Here is a 21,836-nt window from a genome sequence, read left to right as displayed (position 1 = left end):
CCCAAGCGAATATCCACTGAGGAGCACAAGGATGAACGCAAGCAAAATTCTACAGCAGCTGATGAGCCAGGCCAGCGGCAGCAAAGGCGGCAGCGGCATGGATGTTAAAGGCGTGATTGATGGCCTCTCGCGCCATTTGGGCGGTAACAACAGCCAAAGCACGCGGCAAAGCAGCGGCTCCAGCGGCTTCGATATGAAAAGCCTGCTGGGCGGCGGCGCCATAGGTATGTTAGTGGGCTCGAAGCGTGGCCGTAGCATGGGCGGTAAAGCGTTGAAGTATGGCGCCATTGCCGGAGTTGGCGTGCTGGCCTGGAAAGCGTGGCAAAGCGCCCAGGAAAAGAAAGGAGCGACCACCCAATCCTCCTCAGAAGGCGAGCGCGTCGAGGTGCTGAGCGGCGAGTATCAAGAGCGCCGTAGCCTGGAACTGCTGCAAGCGATGATCATGGCCGCCCGGGCGGATGGCCATATCAATGAGCAGGAGCAGGCGCTGATTACCGAGCAGATCGACGCCCTGGGCGCGGATGAGGAGATGCACCGTTGGGTAGAACAGCAGCTAAAAGCGCCGCTGGATGCCCAGGCACTGGCCCACGAAGCGGACTCCCCCCAGGCGGCTCGCGAGATGTACCTGATCAGCGTGGCGGTAATTGACGATCAAAACCCCATGGAGCGGGCTTGGCTGGACCAACTCGCCAGCGCGCTAAACCTAACGCCCGAGATGGCGGCAGAGCTTGAGCGCCAGGCGCAGCAGGCTGGCTAATGCTCGATACGTTCAATTTTTGGCTAGCCACCGGCTTTGGGCTAGGTCTTGCGCCCATCGCGCCGGGCACCTTTGGTTCACTGATTGGCCTGCCGCTTGCCTGGTGGCTGGTAAGCCGCCCGACCGGCCAGCAGGCTGGCATCATTGCGCTGTTGCTAGTAGCCGCGGTGCCGGTCTGCCATATCGCAGCGTGGCATTACGATGGCTTGGACCATAGCAGTATTGTGGCCGATGAGTACGTCGCCTTCCCGCTGGTGGTACTGGGCTTAAAAGCCGCCCGCCACCCTTTGATACTGGTGTTGGCGTTTGGCGTCTACCGCTTCTTCGATGGCTTGAAACCGCCGCCCATTCATTTGGCGGAATATGCCACCGGCGGGGTGGGGATCGTGCTCGATGATGTGATTGCCGCGCTGGTGAGCTGGCTGGTGGTCGCGCTGATTGTTGCGCTGGGGCAGCGTCGCCAGCTGTCGGGTTGGAGGGGTTAGCTCCTCCAACCCGGTCATGTGGTTAAGAAGGTACGGACGTGTAGCGCTCACTCTTGTGGCGCTCACTCTCTTCTAGCACGAAAGTCCCAATCAGGCTTCTCAGCTGCTCTGCTTGATGGCGCATATTGGCAGCGGTTGAGGAAGAGCGTTCCACCATAGTGACGTTCTGTTGGGTCATGGAGTCCATGTCACCTACGGCCTGATTGACCTCATCAATACCGCTACTCTGCTCTTGAGCACCCGCGCTAATTTCAGCGATGACATCGGCGACCTTCATCACACTATCGACGATATGGCGCATGGTGTCGCCAGCTTCGCCGACAATGGTTTTGCCGTGGCGTGAACGCTCTACTGAGGCGTCAATCAGGGTGCGGATCTCTTTTGCGGCATCGCTGGAGCGAGAGGCGAGGGTTCGTACCTCTTGAGCAACAACAGCAAACCCGCGTCCATGTTCGCCCGCCCGTGCTGCCTCTACCGACGCGTTGAGCGCTAAGATATTGGTCTGGAAGGCAATCGCGTCAATCATGCTGACAATATCGACAATTTGTGCAGAGGAGGAGTCAATCTCCTCCATTGTTTTTTCGACTTGGCGCATGGTTTCATCGCCTTGGCGTGCCACGTCGGCAGTTGCGGAGGCAAGCTGATTAGCCTGTTGAGCGTGTTCAGCGCTTTGGCTAACAGTGGCAGTAATTTGTTCCATTGCCGAAGAGGTCTGCTGTAAGTTGGCGGCAGACTGATCCGTTCGTGCGGCTAGCTCTTCGCTGCTCTGGGCAATTTCATGCGAGGCTTGGTAAACACTGTCGGCGCTTTGTCGAACGCTGAGCAGCGTTTCACGAATGCGGGTCATAAACGCATTAAATTCATCGGCTAGATGGCCAATTTCGTCATCACTGGTGACGGCCAACTGCCGGGTTAAATCGCCCTGGCCAGCGGCCACTTCGGCGGCAATCTCTTGCATTGCGGTGGCAGTTTGCTGAATTTTCCCAACAATGCGCCGGGTTACCCATACGGTAATACTGGCAATGGCGCAGAAAAGCAGTAGCGATGCGCCAATAATTTTGGTCAGCGTTTGGCGCAGATCTGCCGCAGCGGCGGCTTCGATACTGGCCATATCTGCGTTGATATCTGTCATATATACGCCAGCACCAATGACCCAATCCCATTCAGGAATGAGCATCGTGTAGGAGTATTTGGCTTCGGTTTCGCCGGTGGTTGGGTTGGGCCAGTGGTACTGATAGATGCCGCCGCCACTTTGTGCGGTCTCAATTAAACGACGTACAAACGGGCGGCCTTCAGTATCGGTGGCATCCATCATCGACTGCCCCTCTTGCTCGGGCACTGCCGACTGCACCAGCATGGTGCCATCGGTATCGAAGACAAAAATGTAATTGTCGTCCTCAAAGCGCAGTTCCCGCAGGCGATCACGGGCTTCGGCTTGGCGTTGGTCTTGGCTGCCGCTGCTGGTGACGAGTGACTCAATGGAGGAGGCTGCCATGCCAACGATGTTGGCGACACTCTCGGTGCGGGATTCAATCAGCATCTCCCGCTGTTGAGCGAGCTGTGCACGAGTATCTTTAGCGCGTTCAAACGCTTCTGCACCAACTAATCCAACGCAGGCGATTAACAGGGGCGTGAGTACGAGCAGCAAAATCTTGGTTTGCAGGCTCAGTCGCTGCAATAGCGTAAAGTAAGGAGGCGAGTCGGTAGATTGAACGGGCACACGATCTCGTTCACCAGTTGGCGAAAGGGATAAAAGCTGCGACATAGTGAGGTTCTCTTAGCGTTGTCGTTTTTGTTGCTAGAAGTTGAACCTTAATCTAAACGTGAATAGCCTTACAGCGCGTTGATATAAATCAAGAAGGTATGGTTCATGCCATACGTGGTGGCCATACCTCGCCTAAAGTGCTGAGTGCCGCATGAAGCGCTGGTTCATCCTCTCGTCCGCGCTGCCAAATAAAGCTCAGGGCACAAGGAAGTCGAACATTATCCGCCACAGTCAGCCCACTTTCCTGGCGCTCGGTCATAGCCAGTGCATCTCGTGCCAGGCTAAGTCCTACGCCTGCTCGCACTAAATCCAGCATACACGCCTCTTGGTCTACCTGGGCAACGCGGTTCGGCGTGGCGCCGCTGTCGGCTAGCGCCTTATTCAGCAGCCGGTAGTGCACGGATACCTTGGGAGTCACGATCCAGGGCAGCGCCGCCAGAGATTCCCAGCGGGTATCGGTTAACCGTGATTCCCAGCCTGCTGGAGCGACGACATGGTAGTGAAAGTGGGTGAGTTCACGAAATGCGAGTGCAGGGTGCTGCGTGCCTGGGCCTTCACCGGGCGGGGCGAGATAAAACCCGACATCCAGTTCGCCTTGCTCTACGCGCTCACCCACACTGCCGCTCATGCCATGCTGTAGTTCGGTTTCCAGCTGGGGCGCACGGGCCATTAAGCGGCTGAGAAAGGCGCCTAGGCGAATAAATTCCGGGTCGACAATCGTACCAATACGCAGCTTGCCCCGTAGCGTGCTGTGTAAAGCGCTGGCGCTCTGTTCAAAGGCCAGCGCGCTGGCCAGGGCGTTTTCAGCCGCAGGCAGCAGGGCGTAACCATCGGCAGTGAGGGTTAGCCCCTGCGGGCGGCGGGTAAATAGCATTAGGCCCAGGTGCTGCTGCAGCTGCTTCAACTTTAGGCTCACAGCGGGCTGGGTAAGGTGGAGCTGCTCGGCCGCGCGCGAAACGCTGCCGGTATGGGCAACAGCCACAAATGCCCGTAGCGTGGCGTACTCCTGCATAACGGGTAACCTTTATTCGTTGTGTTATTAGTAGAGCTTATATCCGGGTTAAAAAATACTCAATTGATTGGCCTGTTGAGCGGGGTAGTCTAGTGATCACCCACTGATCACTTAAGCAATCGTTATAAAGGTAGCGACAATGACAACCAACGCCATCCATCACTTTATTAACGGACAACCCAGCGAAGGCACCTCCGGTAGCGCCCAGGATGTGTTCAACCCCGCCACCGGCCAGGTAACCGGCCGTGTGGCCCTGGCTTCGGCCGCCGATGTGGACAGCGCCGTGCAGGCTGCCCAAGCGGCATTTCCCGCCTGGGCCGATACGCCGCCCATTCGCCGCGCCCGTGTGATGTTTAAGTTTCTGGAGCTGCTTAACGCCAACAAAGACGCCCTGGCCGAAGCGATCACCAAAGAGCACGGTAAGGTATTTACCGATGCCCAGGGCGAGGTAGCACGCGGTATTGATATTGTGGAGTTTGCCTGCGGTATCCCCCAACTGCTGAAGGGCGACTACACCGAGCAGGTCAGTACCGGCATCGATAACTGGACCGTGCGCCAGCCGCTGGGCGTGGTGGCCGGTATTACGCCGTTTAACTTTCCGGCGATGGTGCCGATGTGGATGTTCCCCATCGCCATTGCCGCTGGTAATACCTTTATTCTCAAGCCCAGCCCGCTGGACCCCAGCGCCTCGCTGATGATTGCGGATTTGTTGAAGCAAGCGGGTCTGCCCGATGGCGTGTTCAACGTGGTGCAAGGCGATAAAGACTCCGTTGAAGCGCTGATCGACCACCCTGATGTGAAGGCGCTGTCGTTCGTCGGCTCCACGCCGATTGCCAACCTGATTTACGAGCGCGGTGCGAAGCACGGTAAGCGCGTGCAGGCGCTAGGCGGAGCGAAGAACCATATGGTGGTGATGCCTGATGCCAATCTGGATAAAGCCGTCGATGCGCTGATTGGTGCGGCCTACGGCAGTGCCGGTGAACGCTGCATGGCGATTAGCGTGGCTGTGCTGGTGGGCGATGTGGCCGATAAAGTCGTGCCGATGCTCACCGAGCGCGCCAAGGCGTTGAAAGTCAAAGATGGTATGCAGCTGGATGCGGAGATGGGACCGATTGTGACCCGGCAAGCGCATCAGCGTATTACCGGTTACATTGACAAGGGCGTGGAAGAGGGGGCCAAACTCATCGTCGATGGCCGCGAGTTTGATAGTACTCAGGCGGGCGAGGGCTGTGCAGACGGCTTCTGGATGGGTGGCACGCTGTTTGACCACGTCACGCCGGAGATGACCATCTATAAAGAGGAGATCTTTGGCCCGGTGCTGGTATGCGTGCGCGTGCCGGATGTCGCCACCGCCATCCAATTAATCAATGACCACGAGTTTGGTAACGGGGTGAGCTGCTTTACCGAAAGTGGCAGCGTCGCCCGTGAATTTGGCCGCCGTATCCAGGTGGGCATGGTCGGCATCAACGTACCGATTCCGGTGCCTATGGCGTGGCACGGTTTTGGCGGCTGGAAGCGCTCGCTGTTTGGCGACACCCATGCCTATGGGGAAGAGGGCGTGCGCTTCTATACCAAACAGAAGTCGATCATGCAGCGCTGGTCGGACTCCATCGACGCAGGTGCCGAGTTTGTGATGCCGACGGCGAAGTAACGCCTGACCGTTACGGGAGCCAAACCCATGCCAAAAAATACAATGACAAACTCCAACGCTGAGCAGTTTGATTATATTGTGGTTGGTGCAGGCACCGCAGGGTGCCTGATGGCCAACCGGCTGAGCGCTGACCCCAACAACAAGGTACTGCTGATTGAAGCAGGAGGGCGGGATAACTACCACTGGATTCATATTCCGGTAGGCTACCTTTATTGCATTAATAACCCACGCACCGACTGGCTGTTCCGCACAGAGCCGGACCAGGGTTTGAATGGCCGCTCGCTGATCTACCCCCGGGGGAAAACCCTGGGGGGCTGCTCAAGTATCAACGGTATGATCTATATGCGCGGCCAGGCACGGGATTACGACCACTGGGCGGAGGTTACCGGCAGCGAGGAGTGGCGCTGGGAGAATTGTCTGCCGGACTTTATGAAGCACGAAAACCACTACCGGCTGGATGAAGGTGGTGACGGCGATGACACCCATCGTGCGTTTCACGGCCATGGCGGCGAATGGCGAGTGGAGAAACAGCGCCTAAAGTGGCAAGTGCTGGATGACTTTGCTGAAGCAGCGGTTCAGGCGGGCATTCCCCGCACGGATGATTTCAACCGTGGCAGCAACGAAGGTGTGGATTACTTTGAAGTGAACCAGCGCGACGGCTGGCGCTGGAACACCGCCAAAGCGTTCTTACGCAACGCCTTGAAGCGAGATAACCTGACGCTGTGGCACTCCACCCAGGTGAATCGGCTCTGCTTCGATGGCACCCAGCAAGCGCTTCATTGTACCGGGGTAGAGGTAGAGCGCAGCGGTAAAAATCAGCATGTGCAGGCGCGAAAAGAAGTGGTGCTGTGTGCGGGGGCGATTGGTTCGCCACATCTGCTTCAACTATCGGGCATCGGACCTGCCGACCATCTGAACGAACACGGTATTGAGGTGGTGCACGATCTGCCGGGCGTAGGCGAAAACCTGCAGGATCACCTCCAGATCCGCTCAGTGTATCGTGTCAGCAATGCCAAAACGCTTAATGCTATTGCCAGCACCCTATGGGGCAAAGCGGGCATTGGCTGGGAGTACCTCACCAAACGCACGGGGCCGATGAGCATGGCACCTTCGCAGCTGGGTGCCTTTACCCGCAGCTCTGAGGATCAGCCGTACCCTAATATCCAGTACCACGTACAGCCGCTGAGCCTTGAAGCGTTTGGGCAACCGCTGCATCCCTATCCGGCCATCACGGCGAGCGTTTGCAACTTAAACCCTACCAGCCGAGGAACCGTGCGCTTAAAAATCGCCGATCCCCGCCAGCCGCCAGCCATTGCGCCGAACTACCTCAGCACGCCGGAAGACCGTAAAGTGGCGGCGGATTCTTTAAGGGTGACACGGCGCATTGCCGAGCAGCCTGCCTTCGCTAAGTATGCTCCCGAAGAGGTGAAGCCGGGGGTGGAGTACCAAAGCGATGACGAGCTGGCGCGGTTAGCAGGGGATATTGGCACGACGATTTTTCATCCGGTGGGCACCACGCGTATGGGAAGACGCGACGATCCTATGGCGGTAGTGGATGAGAGATTGCGGGTGCGCGGGGTGGCTGGGCTACGCATTGCAGATGCGGGAGTGATGCCTACTATTACTAGTGGCAACACCAATTCGCCGACGTTAATGATCGCCGAAAAGGCCGCTGGATGGATTTTGGAAGAAAATTCATTGCACTGAAATTTTTTTCTATCATAGTGTTGACGTGCGGCGTCGTTAAGCGCATGCTGCATGCAGTTGGTTAGCAAGTCGAACGTTGTCAGCAGTATCGAAACGCTCTAGCGTTGAGTCTGGTGAAAGTTTCTTGTTCTACCCACTGCAACTCGGGTATTACCCGGCTCTACATCAAGCTAAATCGAGGATTTCGATCATGGCAACTGGTACCGTTAAGTGGTTTAACGACACTAAAGGCTTCGGCTTCATTTCTCCGGACGACAACGGCGACGATCTGTTCGCTCACTTCTCCGAAATTCAAGCTGACGGCTTCAAAACTCTGCAAGACGGTCAGAAGGTTTCCTTCGACGTCACCCAGGGTAAAAAAGGCCTTCAGGCTTCCAACATCAAAGTTCTGGGTTAATTCCAGCTTGATGTTTGCCGCTAGCCATTAAGGTTAGCGTGCTGAAAAACCCCGCCTAGGCGGGGTTTTTTGTTTCTGTGCAATTCATCCGCTATCCGCCTATATTCTTTTTTCTTCTTACTGTGTTTCTAAAAATAACTTTTTAGAATATCTCGCAGGCGGCACAATGCCCTCGATACTTTCTTATTAAGACGATTTAAAAGACTCGTTACGAAGGACGTGGGGCTATGTCGCTGGATGCTTGGATTGCAGTAGGAGTAGTGCTGACTATTTTCCCGCTTATGGCGCTGTCACGCCTGGGACCGGATATGATCCTGATGGGAGCGGTGGTGGTACTGATGACGCTTGGCGTGATTAACCCACAGCAGGCGCTTGGCGGCTTCTCCAACAGCGGCTTGTTTACCGTGGCGTTTATGTACGTACTGGTGGCCAGTATCCGTGAAACTGGCGGCATCGACCTGATTATTCGCTATGTGCTGGGGCGGCCCACCAGCGAACGTGGTGCGCTAACCCGCTTGTTGCTGCCGGTAGCATCGCTGAGCGGCTTTCTCAATAACACCCCCGTCGTTGCCACCTATATTCCGGCGGTGATGAGCTGGAGCCGCCGTCTGCGGCTTTCGCCGCAGCGTTTGCTGATGCCGCTAAGTTTCGCGTCTATTTTAGGCGGTACTATTACGCTATTTGGTACGAGCACTAACCTAGTGGTGCATGGACTGCTGATCGAGCGCTACCCAGCATTGGCCATGGGGCTATTCGACTTGGCATGGGTGGGTATTCCGGTGGCGATGGCGGGGCTGGCTTACCTGATTTTTATTAGCCCACGCTTATTGCCTGCCCGTGAGGGAATTTCACAAGCGTTTGCTAACCCTCGGGAATTTACCATCGAAATGGAGGTAGACCCAGCAGGAGTGTTGGTTGATCGCACGGTAGAGGAAGCGGGGCTGCGACACCTTCAGGAATTGTTCCTGGTAGAGATTGAGCGTGCTGGCAACGTGGTGAGCGTGGTAGGGCCTGGCGAACAGCTCAAGGCCAGTGACCGCCTTGTGTTTGTGGGCACCTCTGATGCCGCCGTGGAGCTACAGCAGATTCGTGGGCTGATTCCCTCCCGGGATGGGGCTTCCAGCCTGGAAAAAGAGTTTAAAGAGAGGCGCTTAGTGGAGGCGGTGGTCTCCAACCAGTGCCAGTTTATCGGACAGCGGATTCGTGATGGGCGGTTTAGAACGCTGTATGGGGCGGCGGTGCTGGCGATTTGCCGTGGTGGCGAACGGGTTACCGGTAATCTCGGCCAAGTCCGTTTGCAGCCCGCCGATGTCTTACTGTTAGAGGCACGCCCACCGTTTATCGAGCGCCATCGGCAGTCGAAAGACTTTCTGCTGATCAGCGAGCTAAACGGCTCGGCGCGGCCCATTCACGAAAAAGCCCCGCTGGCTTGGGGGATTTTGCTCGGTGCGGTACTGCTGGCCGCCTTTGGCGTTTTGAGCATGTTAAATGCCGCCATGCTGGGTGCGGCAATGGCACTGCTCACTGGCTGCTGCACAGTGGGTGCCGCTAAGCGGGGGCTGGATACCCAGGTGCTATTAACCATTGCCGCCTCGTTTGGGGTAGGGGCAGCGCTGCAGTCGTCAGGCGCAGCAGATGCCATGGCGGGTGGTGTGCTTTCGCTCGTGGCAGGTAACCCGTGGTTACTATTAATCGGCACCTACTGCGTGGTGGCGCTGCTTACCGAATTGGTAACCAACAATGCGGCGGCGGTGATTATTTTTCCGATTGTGATGGCGGCCGCTGAGAGCTTGGAGATTAGCCCTATGCCGTTTGTGGTGGCTGTGATGTTTGCTGCCTCAGCAAGTTTTCTCACCCCGATTGGCTATCAAACCAACTTGATGGTGCATGGCCCTGGCGGCTATCGGATCAGTGACTTTCTCCGTGTTGGCGGCGGATTGAATCTGCTAACCGGCTTTATTGCCATCACGCTGATTCCGTTAATATGGCCGTTTTAAGCGGGTAATGACTCGCCCCAAGCGCTGCTTTACGCTAGGGTGGCAGCTTTTAATATCAGCAAGGAAATAGCCCATGACAGCCCCAGGCGAACTGATTATTGAACCGAAAAATGGTCAACCCGCCGATGCGTGTGTGTTTATTCTTCATGGCCTAGGTGCCGATGGGCATGATTTTGAGCCCCTGGTGCCCGCACTAGCGCTGCCAGAAAGCGCCCACGTGCGTTTTATTATGCCTCATGCGCCGCGTCTGCCGGTCACCATCAACGGCGGCATGGTAATGCCTGCGTGGTACGACATTTTGGCAATGGATCTGGGGCGCCGGGTTGATGAAATTCAGCTGAAAAAATCTGCCGAGCGTATCCAGGCGCTGATCCAAGAACAGATTGATCAAGGTATCGATAGCCAACGTATTATCGTGGCGGGCTTCTCCCAAGGCGGTGCGGTGGCGTATCAGGCCGCGCTATCGTTCCCGCAGCCGCTGGGCGGGCTGCTGGCAATGTCGACCTACTTTGCCACCGCCGACAGCATTGAACCTGCCGAGGCCAACCGTCAGCTGCCGATTGAAGTGCATCACGGTAACTTCGACCCTATTGTGCCTGAAACCCTGGGCCGCAGCGGCGTTGAGCGCTTAAAAGCCATGGGTTACAACGTCAACTATCGCCAGTACCCGATGGCCCATGCGCTGTGCCCGCAGCAGGTCAACGATATCGGCAAGTGGCTGGGCGAGCGGTTAGGCTAAATGGATAGCCAACGCCGAGGCCGTCGGGCGGGCGTGCCAAGGGAAATCCCTCGGCGGGGTTGGCACGATATTGTCTGGCGGGTGGTGCGCGCTGCCCGCCGTGACCGCATTACGATGTTTGCGGCGGGAGTGGCATTTTATGCTCTGCTAGCGCTGTTCCCGACCATTGCCGCGGTGATCTCCCTGTGGGGGTTGCTCTTTGATCCTGTCGAGGCTGGCCGGCAGCTCTACGAGATTAGCCGCTTTATGCCGCCGGATGCCGCCAAGTTGATCGACCAGCAGGCCCAGGAAGTGGTGGAGAGTACCGAGTCGGGCAATGTGATGACAGCGCTGGCGGGGCTGTTGATTGCTATGTTTATCGCCTCAAAAGGTGTATCGGTGCTTGTCGTAGGCTTGAATGTTGTTTATGGCGAGGAGGAGAAGCGCCCGCTGCTGCTACGTGGAGCCGTGTTGGTGTCGCTCACCTTTGGCTTGATTTGCATGACCCTGATATCGCTGGGCTTTATTGCCATTGTACCGGTGTTGGTGGAGAGGCTGATGATTGATCCGCCGCTTGACCGAATACTGCAGTGGCTGCGCTGGCCTGCACTGCTGGTGTTGATGAGCGTATTGATTGCCTTGCTGTACCGCTTTGCACCCTACCGGCGCTCACCGCAGTGGCGCTGGCTAAGCTACGGCACGCTGTTTGCCACCACGATGTGGCTGCTGGGTTCCGGTGGTCTTTCGCTCTATGTGCGCTACTTTTCGACCTTTAGCGAGCTGTATGGCTCATTAGGGGCGGTGGTGGCGCTGATGCTGTGGTTCTGGCTCTCCGCGTTTGTGGTGCTATTTGGCGCAGAGCTTAACTGCGAAATGGAGCGCCAAACCTGTTATGACACCACCGTGGGCAAGGCGCGCCCGTTAGGCGAGCGCGAGGCCTTTGCTGCCGATACTGTCGGTGTTGAAAATCCTTGGAATAGCGAGCGGCCAGATAATCAGCGTCGCCCTTGCGATTAGTCTATCGCTGAGTATGGCACCGCCCAGCAGAGCCGGGCGGTGCAGGCTGAAGCCGCGATGTTTACCAAGGTTCTTTTACTAATGTACTTGAACCAAGATGCTGCTATAGCAGCTCCTCGGCGGCCAGTGCTAAACGGGAGCGTTCAACGCTTTTCAGGGTGATGTGCCCGGCGTGGGGCCAGTCCCTAAACCGTTCTACTACGGCAGCCATGCCGCAGGTGTTGGCGGTGAGGTAGGGGGTGTCGATCTGCCCTACGTTGCCCAGGCAGACAATCTTGGTATTGCGCCCTGCACGGGTGACCAGCGATTTCAGCTGTTTAGGGGTGAAGTTTTGCGCCTCGTCGATAATCAAAAAGGTGTCGTTCAGGGTGCGCCCGCGCATAAAGCTGGGTGAACGGATTTGCACCCGCGAGCCAATCAGCTGCCGTGTGGCACCGTTATCCCAGCTCGACTCCCCCTCTTCGTTACGCAGCAGGTTATCCATATTGTCGTGGAAGGCCCCCATCCACGGCGACATTTTCTCCTCCTCGGTGCCCGGTAAGAAGCCAATATCCTCCCCCATGGGGATCGGCGCGCGGGTGAAAACAATACGCTCAAAGCGTTTGGCGTCCAGGGTTTGCTGGAAGGCCGCCGCCAGGGTCATAAAGGTTTTACCGGTGCCCGCGTTACCGGCAATGGTGACGAGGTCAATCTCTGGGTCCATCAACAGGTTGAGGGTAAAGTTTTGGCGGCTATCGTGGGCGTGGACGCCCCAAACGCCAGCGTGGTGACGGTAGTTGGTGAGTAGCTGTAGCCTGGCCGAAGAGGGCGAAAGCTCGCGCACGATGGCCTCGAACTCGGCGCCGTTTTCGCTATCGGAGACCAGCATGCCGACGTGCCAGTGGCGGGGCATACTGCCACTGAGCTGGTAGAAAGTGTGGTGGCCCACGCGCTCGACGCTGACCTCAACATTCAGTGCTTCCCATAGCGAAGCGCCATCCTGGCCGGCGGGCGCGTATACCTGCGCGCCTTCAATCATCGCGTCGCTATCGGAGAAGGCGCGGTCGTTTAGGTAGTCCTCCACCGGTACTTTCAGCGCGGCGGCTTTTACCCGCAGGTTGATATCCTTAGTGATCAGAATGACCGAGGCATCCGGGCGCTCGTCGCGCAGGCGGCAGGTTTCTGCCAGTATCCGGTTGTCGGGGCTATCATCCAGCGAGTCGAAGGGTTTTAGGTCGTTGTAGCATAGAAAGTGCAGGCGACCCGACTCTCCGCTAATGCGGGGAATGGGGATGCCTTTCTGAATCTCGTCGAAGGTGACCTGGCTGGTAAGGTCGGAAAGCGTGCGGCTGACCTGCCGCGCCGTGCGGGCGATTTCGCGGATGCCGTTTTTGTGCTTGTCCAGCTCTTCAAGCACCGTCATGGGGATCACCACGTCATGCTCATCAAAATGATAGAGCGCGGTGGGGTCGTGGATCAGGACATTCGTGTCTAGGACATACAGCCTAGTTGCTTTCTTATCGAGTCGTACCATCGCGGAAACTACTCCTTAGTTGACGGCAACATCGACACTGGCAGACGCACTTTACGCTTAGATGACACTTGCCTGTGTCGGTTCTCTAGCGTGTCCTTGAGTCTCCTTTATTCCGTTTTTCTTAGGTCAGCGATTTCTAATAGCGTGGAATGCATTTGTGATTTTCGCCACTCCTTAATTTCAACGTTGCTATGGAATGCAGGCCTATTAGCGGGTCGTCCCTAAAAAGCGCGTAACGTTCGTTAGCAGTGCCGTGGCGACCACTCCCAGGCTTTCTCCTTCAACATAGCGGTAGTAGTGGCTTTCCAGCAGCAGGTCGTGGTTCAAAGCACACAGGGTTTGAGTGGTTAGTGCGTCTTTGACCAACGGGTAGGGCAGCAGTGCCCAGCCGGTGCCGTTAATCACCGCATCGCGAATCACTTCAAACATGGTCAGGCCCAGGTAGTTGGTCGAGAACAGCGCCTCGCTCACCAGCCTGTCGCCCTGGTCGAAGGTTAGGCATACCTGGGTGTATTGAGCCAAATCATCCTTAGTGACATTGGGCAGGCGGCTAAGCGGGTGGTCGGGTGCGGCTACCAGGCACATGCTGACAGGAGCGAGATTGCTGGCGTTTACCGCGGCCCCTTCGGCGGTGTACAACCCGAAAGCAATATCCACCGTTTGGCGCAGTACAAACTGGGCATGCTCTTGGGGCGGCAGTAGGTACACCGAAATAGCGGTCAGCGGGTAACGCTGTTTTAAATCGTGCATCACCTGGCGCCAGAACGCCTCGGGCAGAGCGTCATCCCGGGCGATGCAGAGCTGGCTCTCCACGCCCTGCAGGTGCTGCTGGCAGTGTTTATTGATGCGGCTGGCGCTAGTAAGCAGGCGGTAGCAGTCGGGCAGCACGCTTTCACCCACCGCCGTGAGCTGCAGGCTATTGCCCGTGCGCTCGAATAGCGCGACGCCCAGGCTATCCTCCAGGGCATTCACCGCGGCGCTTAGCGTACTGCGCTTTATTCCGGTATGCCGGGCGGCGGCGGCAAACGAACCGTGCTCTGTGACATCAATAAACGCCTGTACCTGTTCTGCGCGCATGCAAGCCTCTTGATCAACGTACCTAAGTGCCAAAATAGTTGGCGCTGAGCGATTGGTGAAGCGCTAGTGTACTCATTATGATGGCCTGCGTTTACCATCCTCTATTGGAGCAATCCGCGTGACCCCCTTTGTCGCCGAGCGCCGTGCGCTTAGATTTTCCGCCATTTCCGCCAGCCTATTTGCCTTTACCGGGCTTGCCTTAGGCCTTGCCAGTGGCTCGATTACAATACTCTTCGATAGTGGCTATTCGCTATTAAGTTTAGTGCTGGCATCGCTGTCGCTGTTTGCACTTCAACAGGCCCGCAAACCCGCGGATGATCACTACCCCTTTGGGCGGCTAACGGTCGAGCCGCTAGCCGTGCTGCTCAAAGGCGTAGTGATTGCGCTGGTGTGTCTGTTTTCGCTGGTCTCGGCGCTATGGAGCCTTGCCCAGGGAGGGCGCGTCGTTACCCTGGACCTGGCGCTGATGTTCGGCGTGGTCAACGTGACCGGCTGTTTGCTCACTTGGTGGTGGCTAAGTCGCTACGCCAAAATAGCGCAGTCGTCGCTGCTGGCGGCAGAGCTTCGCCAGTGGCAGATGGATACCTGGCTCAGTGCCGCCGTGATGCTGGGCTTTGCCCTCACCCTGGGGCTAACCCTATCGCCCTGGGCGCACCTGGCGCGTTTTGCTGACCCGGTGATGGTACTGATCATCGCTGGTTACTTCCTGCCCATGCCAATTCGCATGGTGAAAGGGGCGCTGCGCGAGCTGATGTTTGGTGAACCCGTGGGCAGCGTCCGCCAGGAGGTGGTACAGGAAGTGGCGGATTTCGATATCGCTGACGACGATGTGCGCCTTGCCCAGGTGGGTAGCTTTTTGATGGTCGATATTCAGCTGGATAAACAGCAGATTGACGACGCCGAAGAGATCGTCGAAAGCGTTGAGCAGCACTGCAAGCTGCGTAATCTGCGCCCGGTCACCAGTATTACGCTGGTCACTTAACGGCCGGATTAAAAATTATTGACGCTGTTGTGGGCAGGGTGGTATTTAGCGCTACCGACAATGGGTGTCGGCTTAACACTGCTTTGTTGAGGGTTGCAAAAACATGCCACTGCGCCGCTGTTTGCCCGTGTTGCTGGTCACCGCTTTGGTGGCTGGCTGCGCTAGTTCTACCATTGCCCCACGCTACACCACTGAAAATCCTGACGTCATGCGGATCGGCGGAGAGCGCCCCGCCAATGCCGACCCGCGTACCGAAAATGCCGGTTCGTTCTGCTTAGAAACCACCGAGCGCTGGAATGAACATGGCCGCACGCCAGACGGCCAAACGCTGTGGGCGAAGGATACGCTGCGCCGCGTGGTGCCTTGCCAGTAGCAGGCCCGCCCAACCGGCAAACGTTCGCTGCGCCAGCGTGATTCGCTGGCGCAACTGTGATCAATCTTCCTCTTTCTTTTGCGGTTTGCCCTTACGCTGGGTGCCCGCCATTTCTTCCAGCTCCTCTTCGCTCATTGAGTCGTACATCTCTTTGGAGGCGTCGTAAAGTTCGCTGGCCTTGGTCTCGCCGCGCTTGGCCGAAAGGGCGGCCCCGGCGGCTTTCTGCTGCGCTTTCGAGGTGGCTTTCATTTTGCGACTCCTGTCAGTTGACTTCCGTTACTTGCACACGTTATTAAGCCTAGCAGTGGGTAGTGATGTTTCCAGACTGGCGGACGCGTTTAACTTAAGAGAGCTCCATGACACCGGCGATTAACAACGCAAGGCACGCAGGTATTGCATTTCAAATCCATGAGTATCAGCACGATGCTGCCGCTCCCTCCTACGGGCTGGAAGCGGCTGAAAAACTCGGCGTCACGGCCGAGCAAGTCTTCAAAACCTTGGTGGTAAGCCTGGATGGCAAGCAGCTGGCCGTGGGGATCGTACCGGTGAACAGCCAGCTTGGGCTAAAGCAGATCGCCAAAGCGGCCGGGGCGAAAAAGGCGGTGATGGCCGCGCCGGACATTGTCGAGCGCACTACCGGCTATGTACTGGGTGGCGTTAGCCCGCTGGGCCAGAAAAAGCGCCTGCCTACCTTTATCGATGCCTCGGCACAGGCGTGGTCTACCCTCTACGTAAGCGCCGGACGGCGCGGGCTGGAAATCGAACTCTCTCCTGATGATTTAGCGGCATTAAGCCAAGGGCAGTTTGCGGCGCTCTCCTCGTAAACCGTGTTTGGCAGAGTAAGCCCGCGAGCGACAAGGCAGGGGGTGGCACTTTCTGGTATGGTGCTTCACATTATCGGATCGTTGGGCACTACGCCCCCTTCAGGAATTTTTTGTGTCAGATACCTCTTTTGCATCCCTTGCGCTCTCTCCCGCGCTGCTGGGCACGCTAGACTCCCTTGGCTATCACGAAATGACGCCTGTTCAGGCACAAAGCCTGCCGCCCATGCTGGCGGGGCGCGATGTCATGGCCCAGGCCAAAACAGGGTCGGGCAAAACCGCCGCCTTTGGCTTGGCGCTACTCTCCCAACTACGGGTTGAGGCATTTAGCGTACAGGGCTTGGTGCTGTGCCCTACCCGCGAACTGGCGGATCAAGTGGCGGAAGAGCTGCGCCGTTTAGCCCGTGGTATGCCCAACGTTAAAGTACTCACGCTCTGCGGCGGCGCGCCTTTTGGCCCGCAGCTCGCATCGCTGGAGCACGGCGCGCATATTGTGGTGGGCACACCGGGCCGGATTGATGAACATCTGCGGAAAGGCTCGCTCACGCTCGGCTCGCTCACCACGCTAGTGTTGGATGAAGCTGACCGCATGCTGGATATGGGCTTTCAGGCCACCATTGACGATATCATTGCCGACACTCCTGCCGACCGACAAACCTTACTGTTCAGCGCCACCTTTCCTGATGAGGAAGCCTCAGGTGGGTTGGCAGTGATGACACGTGGCGTAATGCGCGATCCGGTCAGCGTTAAAGTTGAAGAGACCCACGACGCGACGACCATTGAGCAACACTTTTACGATGTGACCAACGACGACGCCCGCTTTGCTGCGCTAAAGCAGCTGTTGCTGGCAATGCGGCCTACCACCAGCGTGGTGTTCTGTAACACCAAGCGGGAAACTCAGGCCGTGGCCGATAGCTTGGTCGATGCTGGCTTTAGCGCTGTCGCCCTGCACGGCGATTTAGAGCAGAAAGACCGCGACCGGCTGCTGGTGCTGTTTGCCAACCAGAGCGCGTCGATTTTGGTCGCGACCGATGTTGCCGCCCGTGGGCTGGACATTGCCCAACTGGATGCCGTCTTCAACTACCAAATCGCCCGTGAGCTTGACGTGCACGTCCATCGGGTAGGGCGCACGGGGCGTGCCGGGGCCAGCGGTATTGCCTGCACGCTGGTAACACCGCAAGAAAATTACCGGCTTGAACGTCTCTCTGAGCTATTAGGCGAGCCGCTCACTACTGAGCCGCTGCCGAAAGCGGCCAACGGCATACCGTTCGAGCCGCCCATGGCCACGCTACAGTTGGCGGGCGGTAAGAAGGATAAACTACGCCCTGGCGATATTCTGGGCGCGTTGACCAGCGAAGGCGGCCTGCGCGGGGATCAGGTGGGCAAAATCAAAGTGCTGGCCCGTAGCGCTTACGTCGCGGTAGAGCGCAGCGTTGTCCAGAAAGCCCAGGCCAAGCTGGAGCGGGATAAACTCAAAGGGCGCGCTTTCCGCGTGCGACGCATTCGCCATTAACGATCCCCATGAAACGGTCGTTATCAGAAGGAGCCTTCGCATCAAGCTATGAAAACACCCAAACGATTACAGCCCTTGGTCGATGATGGCCTGGTCGATGAGGTGCTGATGCAGTTGATGAGCGGCAAGGAAGCGCAGGTGTATGTGGTGCGCTGCGGCGACGACACGCGCTGCGCCAAAGTCTTCAAAGAAGCCAAACAGCGTAGCTTTAAGCAGGCGGTGCAGTACCAGGAGGGGCGCAAAGAGCGCAACAGCCGCCGCGCCCGTGCCATGGCGAAGAAGACCCGCTATGGCCAGAAAGAGCAGGAGCAGGCGTGGCTCACCGCCGAGGTGGATGCGCTGTACCGCCTCGCCTCAGCCGGTGTGCGCGTACCCAAGCCCTACGGCTTTGTGGACGGCGTGCTGCTGATGGAGATGATTACCGATGCCGAGGGCGACGTAGCACCGCGTTTGGGCGATGTCACCCTGACTGAAGAGCAAGCACTACGCTATCACGCCAAAGTGATTCAAGACGTGGTGCGTATGCTCTGTGCCGGGCTGATTCACGGCGACCTCTCCGAGTTTAACGTCTTGGTCGATGCTGATGGGCCAGTCATTATCGATTTACCCCAGGCGGTGGACGCCGCTGGCAATAACAGCGCCGCCGCCATGCTGGAGCGGGATGTGAACAACATGCGTGCCTATTTCGGCCGCTTCGCTCCCGAACTGCTCACCACCCACTACGGCAAAGAGATGTGGGCGCTGTATGAAGCGGGGGAGCTGCATCCCGATAGCAAACTCACTGGCCACTTCGAGTTCGATAGCCACATTGCCAACGTGGACGAGCTGATGGAAGTGATCGACGACGCCAAAGAAGAAGAGGCCGAGCGCCAGGCGCGAATGCGCGATGATGACGACGAGGATTACCCCTAGCAGTGGTAAACTCAGGCAACGCTTAGCAGAGTAAGTAATTATATGAAAAGACTCTGCCATATCGTATAGCCAGAGAGACCGTGGGAGGGGAGTGTGAAGGGCAGCCGTTTCAGTTCGGGGAGTGCAAAGGCGCTTGTTTTATCGCTGAGTGTTGGCGCTGCAGGCGGTGCGCTGTTTCACATTACCGGGCTGCCGCTGGCCTGGATGCTTGGCCCTCTGGTCGCTAACCTGTTGGTCTCGGCTAAGGGCGTGAAAGTCGCGGTGCCTGAGTCGCTGCGTAGCGTGTTTTTAGCGGTGATGGGCATGGTGCTGGGTAGCCAAGTCACTCCTGAGCTTGCCCACCGCGTATTGGATTGGCCAATCTCGGCCGTACTGTTGCTAACGGGTGTGGCGGCGTCCACTGCCGTGGCGTCTGCCTGGTACCGCCGTTGTGGCTTCGACCCCGTAAGCGCCTGGTTTGGTGCCTCCCCAGGGGCAATGACCGCCATGATTATGCTGGGTGACCGGTGTGGCGGCGACCCCCAACGGATTGCGATTGCCCAGTCGCTGCGTATTGTGCTGGTTGTTCTATTCCTGCCGCCGCTATTTTGGGCCTTTGAAGGCGGTGAAGGTACCTTGGGGCCGGCGGATGCCGCATTAACCGATGGCTGGCTGCTGCTTGCTATTCCGCTGTTGCTGCCGCTGGGGAAATGGCTGCGCCTGCCAAGCCCCGCGCTGCTCGCTCCCTTGTTAGCCACCGCGCTACTCTCCGGGCTGGATATTGCTAGCCTCGCCTTGCCAAGCTGGGGTATGAACCTGATGCTCTGGGTGCTGGGCAGTGCCATTGGCTCGCGTTTTCAAGGCATGACACGGCGGTTGTTGGGGCGCTATCTGTGGCAATCGGGCGTGGCAACGCTGCTAGCGCTGGTGGTGCTGGCGCTGTTTGCCGAGCTTATCCACCAAACCGTTGGCGTCGGGCGCGATGTGGCGCTCTTGGCGCTGGCCCCTGGTGGCATTGGTGAAATGGCGATTCTCGCCGTCGCGCTCAACATTGACCCAGTGTTTGTGGCTTTTCACCACTTATTGCGGATGGTCACCCTGATGATTGTCGCTCCCTTCTGGGCCCGCTGGCTAATGCGTCATCATCCTGACGGCTGACGTCGCGATCATTACGCTAACGTTCCTACGCTGTACTTCCTTTTATCGCGTCATGTAAGGACTTTTCATGCTGTCACGTCTGCTCTCGCCGCTGTTCCGTTTTTTTGAGGAGCGCGTCAACCCCTATCCAGAGGGCGAGGTCACTACACCGCCCAAAGGGCTGTTGCCGTTTATCTGGCACTTTTCCCGCCCGGTGTGGCCGTGGCTGCTAGTGATGTCGCTGATTACGGCGGTGGTATCCGCCGCAGAGGTGGTGTTCTTTAGCTACATGGGCGATTTGGTGGATTGGCTGGGCGGCGTCGAGCGTACCGACTTCTGGGCCAACCACGGGCTGTGGTTGGCGGGCCTTGGTTTGTTAGTGGTAGTGGGCCTGCCGCTACTGGTGCTGCTGCAGTCGCTGGTCACTCACCAGAGCATTTTTGGCAACTACCCGATGATTGGCCGCTGGCTCTCCCACCGCCATATGCTCAGCCAGAGCCTAGCGTTCTATCAGGATGAGTTTGCCGGGCGGGTATCGCAAAAAGTGATGCAAACCGCGCTGGCGGTGCGTGAAACCGTCACGAAAGTGATGGACCTGATGGTGTACGCCATCGTCTATTTTACCGGGGCGGCCATTTTGTTGGGCCGCGCTGATCCTTGGCTGCTGCTGCCGCTAGGGCTTTGGCTGATCGGCTATTTGGGCATCATGCGCTTTTTCGTGCCGCGCCTGCGGGATGTCTCCATGGCCCAGGCGGATGCGCGCGCGCAAATGACCGGCCGCGTGGTGGATAGCTACAGCAATATCCAAACCATCAAGCTGTTTGCCGACACCCACCGCGAAGAGCGTTACGCCAAAGACGCCATGGAGGGCTTCATGGTCACCGTGCATCGCCAGATGCGCCTGGTCACGGTGATGAGCGTCTGCTTGACGCTGCTCAACACCCTGCTGCTGGTCGGCACGGCAGGTATGGCGATTGCGGCGTGGTATATGGAGGCGATCTCCCTGGGTGTGCTGGCTATCGCCATTGCGTTGGTGATGCGGATCCGCTTTATGTCCGACTGGATCTTGTGGGAAGTGGCTGGGCTGTTCGAAAACATCGGCACGGTGCAGGATGGCATGAACACCATCGCCCAGGAGCCGACGGTGAAAGACGTGCCCAACGCTAAAGCGCTCACCGTGCCCCACGGCGAGATCGTCTTCGATACGCTGCGCTTCCAGTATGCCCAGGCAAAAGGGGAGAGCAAAAACGTGTTCGATGGGCTGAGCCTGACCATCAAGCCCGGCGAGAAAATCGGCCTGATTGGCCGCTCCGGGGCGGGTAAATCAACCTTGGCGAACCTGCTGCTGCGCTTTTACGACCTGCAGGGCGGGCGCATTCTGATCGACGGCCAAAACATCGCCGAGGTTACCCAGACCTCGCTGCGCCACCAGATTGGTATGGTGACCCAAGACACCTCGCTGCTGCACCGTTCGCTGCGGGACAACATCCGCTACGGCAGCCCGAACGCCAGCGATGAGGATGTCTGGCAAGCGGTGTGCCGCGCCCATGCTGACACTTTCATCAATGACTTGGTCGACCCCAAAGGGCGTCGCGGCCTGGATGCTCACGTAGGGGAGCGGGGCGTGAAGCTATCTGGCGGCCAGCGCCAGCGCATTGCCATTGCCCGCGTGCTGCTCAAAGATGCCCCCATTCTGGTGCTGGATGAAGCCACCTCAGCGCTGGATTCCGAAGTCGAAGCGGCGATTCAGGAGCAGTTGGATGCCTTGATGGAGGGCAAAACGGTCATCGCCATTGCCCACCGGCTCTCCACCATCGCCATGCTGGACCGTTTGATTGTGGTGGATGAAGGGCGCATGGTAGAGAGCGGCACCCACCAGGAATTGCTGGCCCGAAACGGCATTTATGCAGGCCTGTGGCAGCGCCAGTCGGGAGGCTTTTTGGGTAACGACCTTGATCCTGATAACAACGCCCCCATTTGAGACTAGACCGGTCGCCTAGTAAGGGCGCTTTAACAGGAGGTA

20 protein-coding genes are annotated in these 21,836 nt (G+C 57.8%); 15 read left to right on the top strand and 5 right to left on the bottom strand.

Annotated features, from left to right (window positions below):
• Positions 1-31 precede the first annotated feature (31 nt).
• Both LG300_RS11660 and LG300_RS11655 read left to right on the top strand, forming a co-directional pair.
• Complete coding sequence (locus LG300_RS11660; RefSeq protein ID WP_404375482.1) at positions 32-757, top strand: tellurite resistance TerB family protein; 726 nt, start codon at positions 32-34, stop codon at positions 755-757.
• Positions 757-1,242, top strand: coding sequence for a phosphatidylglycerophosphatase A (locus LG300_RS11655; RefSeq protein WP_404375481.1), 486 nt, complete (start codon positions 757-759; stop codon positions 1,240-1,242). Before LG300_RS11660 ends, LG300_RS11655 begins: the two co-directional genes overlap by 1 nt.
• A 22-nt stretch (positions 1,243-1,264) precedes the next feature.
• Here LG300_RS11655 and LG300_RS11650 read toward each other — a convergent pair whose 3' ends face one another.
• Both LG300_RS11650 and LG300_RS11645 read right to left on the bottom strand, forming a co-directional pair.
• The gene (locus LG300_RS11650) at positions 1,265-2,962 is read right to left on the bottom strand and encodes a methyl-accepting chemotaxis protein (RefSeq protein WP_404375480.1); all 1,698 of its coding nucleotides are present in this window, start codon (positions 2,960-2,962) and stop codon (positions 1,265-1,267) included.
• Positions 2,963-3,110: 148 nt separating this feature from the next.
• Positions 3,111-4,019 (bottom strand): LysR family transcriptional regulator, encoded by a 909-nt coding sequence (locus tag LG300_RS11645; protein WP_404375479.1) that lies wholly within the window; start codon positions 4,017-4,019, stop codon positions 3,111-3,113.
• 139 nt (positions 4,020-4,158) lie between these two features.
• On the opposite strand from LG300_RS11645, the gene LG300_RS11640 reads away from it, so the two are divergent.
• The 6 genes from LG300_RS11640 (at position 4,159) to LG300_RS11615 (ending at position 11,506) form a co-directional block, all read left to right on the top strand.
• Positions 4,159-5,670, top strand: a complete 1,512-nt coding sequence (locus LG300_RS11640) for a CoA-acylating methylmalonate-semialdehyde dehydrogenase (RefSeq protein WP_404375478.1) — start codon at positions 4,159-4,161, stop codon at positions 5,668-5,670.
• Positions 5,671-5,697: 27 nt separating this feature from the next.
• Entirely contained in the window at positions 5,698-7,377 is a 1,680-nt protein-coding gene (locus tag LG300_RS11635; RefSeq protein WP_404375477.1) for a GMC family oxidoreductase, read from the top strand.
• Positions 7,378-7,567: 190 nt separating this feature from the next.
• Positions 7,568-7,774, top strand: a complete 207-nt coding sequence (locus LG300_RS11630; protein ID WP_054641278.1) for a cold-shock protein — start codon at positions 7,568-7,570, stop codon at positions 7,772-7,774.
• A 227-nt stretch (positions 7,775-8,001) separates the two neighbouring features.
• On the top strand, positions 8,002-9,771 hold the full coding sequence (locus tag LG300_RS11625) for an SLC13 family permease (protein WP_404375476.1): 1,770 nt from the start codon (positions 8,002-8,004) through the stop codon (positions 9,769-9,771).
• Between the two features lie 73 nt (positions 9,772-9,844).
• On the top strand, positions 9,845-10,510 hold the full coding sequence (locus LG300_RS11620; RefSeq protein ID WP_404375475.1) for an alpha/beta hydrolase: 666 nt from the start codon (positions 9,845-9,847) through the stop codon (positions 10,508-10,510).
• Positions 10,511-11,506 carry a YihY/virulence factor BrkB family protein gene (locus LG300_RS11615; protein ID WP_404375474.1) on the top strand — a complete coding sequence of 332 codons (996 nt, stop codon included), beginning with the start codon at positions 10,511-10,513 and terminating at the stop codon, positions 11,504-11,506.
• A gap of 103 nt (positions 11,507-11,609) precedes the next feature.
• Here the strand turns inward: LG300_RS11615 and LG300_RS11610 are convergent, their stop codons facing one another.
• Positions 11,610-13,019: a PhoH family protein gene (locus LG300_RS11610; RefSeq protein WP_404375473.1), complete on the bottom strand. Its 1,410-nt coding sequence runs from the start codon at positions 13,017-13,019 to the stop codon at positions 11,610-11,612.
• 207 nt (positions 13,020-13,226) lie between these two features.
• A complete protein-coding gene (locus tag LG300_RS11605) occupies positions 13,227-14,096 on the bottom strand; it encodes a LysR family transcriptional regulator (protein WP_404375472.1) in 870 nt (289 codons plus the stop codon).
• A 118-nt stretch (positions 14,097-14,214) separates the two neighbouring features.
• On the opposite strand from LG300_RS11605, the gene LG300_RS11600 reads away from it, so the two are divergent.
• Positions 14,215-15,078 carry a cation diffusion facilitator family transporter gene (locus LG300_RS11600; protein WP_404375471.1) on the top strand — a complete coding sequence of 288 codons (864 nt, stop codon included), beginning with the start codon at positions 14,215-14,217 and terminating at the stop codon, positions 15,076-15,078.
• A gap of 103 nt (positions 15,079-15,181) precedes the next feature.
• The gene (locus LG300_RS11595) at positions 15,182-15,451 is read left to right on the top strand and encodes a hypothetical protein (RefSeq protein ID WP_404375470.1); all 270 of its coding nucleotides are present in this window, start codon (positions 15,182-15,184) and stop codon (positions 15,449-15,451) included.
• A gap of 60 nt (positions 15,452-15,511) precedes the next feature.
• Here the strand turns inward: LG300_RS11595 and LG300_RS11590 are convergent, their stop codons facing one another.
• A complete protein-coding gene (locus LG300_RS11590) occupies positions 15,512-15,700 on the bottom strand; it encodes a DUF3008 family protein (protein ID WP_404375468.1) in 189 nt (62 codons plus the stop codon).
• Between the two features lie 107 nt (positions 15,701-15,807).
• Here LG300_RS11590 and ybaK point away from each other — a divergent pair, with 107 nt between their 5' ends.
• The 5 genes from ybaK to LG300_RS11565 all read left to right on the top strand — a co-directional run bounded on the left by ybaK (position 15,808) and on the right by LG300_RS11565 (position 21,794).
• Positions 15,808-16,275 carry a Cys-tRNA(Pro) deacylase gene (gene ybaK, locus LG300_RS11585; protein ID WP_404375467.1) on the top strand — a complete coding sequence of 156 codons (468 nt, stop codon included), beginning with the start codon at positions 15,808-15,810 and terminating at the stop codon, positions 16,273-16,275.
• A 112-nt stretch (positions 16,276-16,387) separates the two neighbouring features.
• Positions 16,388-17,785 carry an ATP-dependent RNA helicase DbpA gene (dbpA, locus tag LG300_RS11580; protein WP_404375466.1) on the top strand — a complete coding sequence of 466 codons (1,398 nt, stop codon included), beginning with the start codon at positions 16,388-16,390 and terminating at the stop codon, positions 17,783-17,785.
• A gap of 48 nt (positions 17,786-17,833) precedes the next feature.
• Positions 17,834-18,697, top strand: coding sequence for a PA4780 family RIO1-like protein kinase (locus tag LG300_RS11575; RefSeq protein WP_404375465.1), 864 nt, complete (start codon positions 17,834-17,836; stop codon positions 18,695-18,697).
• A gap of 93 nt (positions 18,698-18,790) precedes the next feature.
• Complete coding sequence (locus tag LG300_RS11570) at positions 18,791-19,834, top strand: AbrB family transcriptional regulator (protein ID WP_404375464.1); 1,044 nt, start codon at positions 18,791-18,793, stop codon at positions 19,832-19,834.
• 67 nt (positions 19,835-19,901) lie between these two features.
• Positions 19,902-21,794 (top strand): ABC transporter ATP-binding protein, encoded by a 1,893-nt coding sequence (locus LG300_RS11565; RefSeq protein WP_404375463.1) that lies wholly within the window; start codon positions 19,902-19,904, stop codon positions 21,792-21,794.
• The last annotated feature ends 42 nt before the right edge of the window (positions 21,795-21,836 follow it).

This window comes from Vreelandella aquamarina (genome assembly GCF_044805175.1).
Classification (GTDB): Bacteria; Pseudomonadota; Gammaproteobacteria; order Pseudomonadales; family Halomonadaceae; genus Vreelandella; species Vreelandella aquamarina_B.
This window is presented reverse-complemented; position numbering and strand designations above follow the sequence as displayed.